The following is a 2580-nucleotide window of genomic DNA, read 5'->3' on the forward strand; positions in this document are numbered from 1 at the left end:
ACATCAGGAAGCATTTTTAACATCAGGCTGGCTTACCCGTAAATATTCTTAGTTCGCAGTCCAGAACGTGGCATACGGCCTTCTGTGGCATATGCTGATTACGGATGTCAATTCTTTGTAAGACGCCTGATGTAATTGATGTTTTATTTCTATTTAACTGGCAATGATAATTCCAGAGTAACTTTGTGGGGTATTCATTGTAGATAAGCACTGTCTGGCATGGTTATCTCTATGTTATCACTACGCTGAATCTGTTGGATTGGTATTAATATATTAAAGAAGGGTTATTATCATTGATGGTATTAATCAAGGGTGTGTTATCAGTAAATGGAGCATACCGAAGAGGGTATTATCCCCTGAAGATAATCACTAAGGTGATAGTACAATTGAATGGTATACATTGACACATTCAGTCAATGTATTGACTCCTGAAGGCTCAATATTCATTGAGGGACTAACATTAAGTAATGGGTATTTACATGAATACACATGGAGTAATACGCACCAGAGTGAAAATGAAGGTGATTGATGTCAGTGTTCTAATTATCATGACACAGAGTAGTCATTGGTTAAGGTGAGTGGTTATACCTGGCAAGTGGAAAACTATTATCAACGACTCATTACTCGTTAAGTATACCTGGTCTTGGCTACAGGCATGGTGTTTAATTGAATCGCAGTATCTCAACGATATTGGTGATGAGCATTAAACGTTAAGTCAGTTAACTAACCTGTAGTAGTTTTATGAGCATTGCTCTTCCTGCTTGATATTAATCCTTACGATACCTGCCAGTTACAGATACTACGGTGAACGATTATTCCTGAAGCTTTTTTGGATATACTTGTATCTGAGTACTGATAATGCCTGTAAGTGGGGCATTATCCGTGCTGGTGATAATAGCCCTTCTTGTTCTATGAACAGAATAGTCGTTTTATAGTGAATTAGAATGGCTGGTTATCCTGGTGATAATCGTAAGGCATTCGATAACTCATTGAACGTTGTAGTGCTTTATACCGTTGTTACTTCCTGTAAGCCTGTATAACCGCATTGAAGATCACTACAGTGGAAATCTGTGGATGGAATGAATACGTCGCTCCTGATGCGTTACAGCGCGTTTAAGCCGTAGTCTTGATAACGATTATGTAGCGGGATCATCGAACGAGAGAATAATATCGTTTTTACTGGATGTAAGTCAGCGTCTTTCCCGAAGAACGTGTATCCCGACAGGGCGATATTTGCTCTTCAGGAGAAGAACAGGCCAGTGTAATCTCCCCGCTCTTTAAGCCAGGTCAATGCTGGGGCCAGTGCCTGACCCTTCTGTAAACCGGGTAATGACTATCTCATGGGACTGGAGACTTCACCATACGGCGCTAAAGCCCTGCGTTTGCAGTCGATGGCGGGTTCGTTTCACGTAAACTGCGTCAACGAGGTCATCGGGTGGCAAATCGCGGGTAATATTACAAATCGTCGCCAGTGCTGCATCTGAGAGTTTGAACGCTCGTGGTAATCCGTAGTGGTCCCCGGTTTTTTGCATACTGATGTTATCGAATAACTCCCTGAAGAAATCTGTCCGTGAAGGCCTTCGGGCGTTGATAATCGCCTCTGTGGCTTCATCTTTAAATGTTATCTCCACCTCCTCCATCCCCAGCGAGCGAATGATCCCGGCAATGTCAGGCCAGTAGCGAAGATCGAAACTATTGAGTCGCTGCAATTCTGGCTTAAGAAACGACTGGTAATGATCGTTACCCTCTCCGGCATCATCGATAAACGCCATGAGTTTTAGCATACGGTCACATCCAAAGTGGCCGTTCTCGCATAGCTCCGCGCGTCGTTCCAGCATTTCAGCCAGTTGCATGCTCATGGCGCTGATATTGTCATTCAGGACGACAAGCTCCTGATGGTCAGCCCGCAGTGTTGCAAAACGCTCATCGGTTCCAAAGCTGCCCGCATGGATAATCTGCTCAAGCAGTCTCCAGAACTGTTGCCTGGTGAAGTTGCCGGATGCGATCTCCCTGTACACTACCGCCATCTCGTCTTGACGTTCGATAAGGCGATTAAAAACAGGCCAGGTTGACGGCCATATGGGGTTGGCGGAATACCGCCAGTTATGAAGTTTCTCTTCCAGCAATGCCAGTGCGATCTCCGGTGCTTCATCAACGCCAATAATCATTTTTACTCCCTCTGGTTCTCATCTGTGCATACCCATTGTTCACTGAAACCCTCCACGTGTCGGTAACGGGAAGACTGTTTTTTCGCAGCCTTTGAATCACCTGGCACCCGAATCGTTGTTATCTCATGGCTTCAGTCGCTGTGCTATTGCCCGTTGCGTGCTCCTGCTGTCACCGCTGATATGTCAGCGCATACAGCCGTCTCTGAAGGACCCGCCGAAAGCAAAAAGTTTTTTTTAACGACGCCGGTAATGGTTATGAACACAAATCAACTGGAGTCCATTTCAATGAGTTACACCTACGACCCTTACTGGCAGCAACGTATCGCCGATACCTTCAATTTTGCACTTAACGCCTATACCCGCGTGCTGGCCCTGCGCGTTGACCTCCGGCTGCCGGATACACCAGCCGCCT

The 2580-nt window shown here is 45.4% G+C and carries 1 protein-coding gene and 1 pseudogene; one reads left to right on the top strand and one right to left on the bottom strand.

Annotation, left to right across the window (positions count from 1 at the left end; translation table 11 throughout):
- Positions 1–1355: 1355 nt before the first annotated feature.
- Entirely contained in the window at positions 1356–2168 is an 813-nt protein-coding gene (locus VF709_RS24700) for a hypothetical protein (protein ID WP_440232459.1), read from the bottom strand.
- 285 nt (positions 2169–2453) lie between these two features.
- On the opposite strand from VF709_RS24700, the pseudogene VF709_RS24705 reads away from it, so the two are divergent.
- Positions 2454–2580: pseudogene (locus VF709_RS24705) on the top strand (inovirus Gp2 family protein); the annotation flags it as partial.

It is taken from the genome of Enterobacter sp. Lyrl_3 (genome assembly GCF_051948675.1).
In the GTDB taxonomy this organism is placed as follows: Bacteria; Pseudomonadota; Gammaproteobacteria; order Enterobacterales; family Enterobacteriaceae; genus Enterobacter; species Enterobacter cloacae.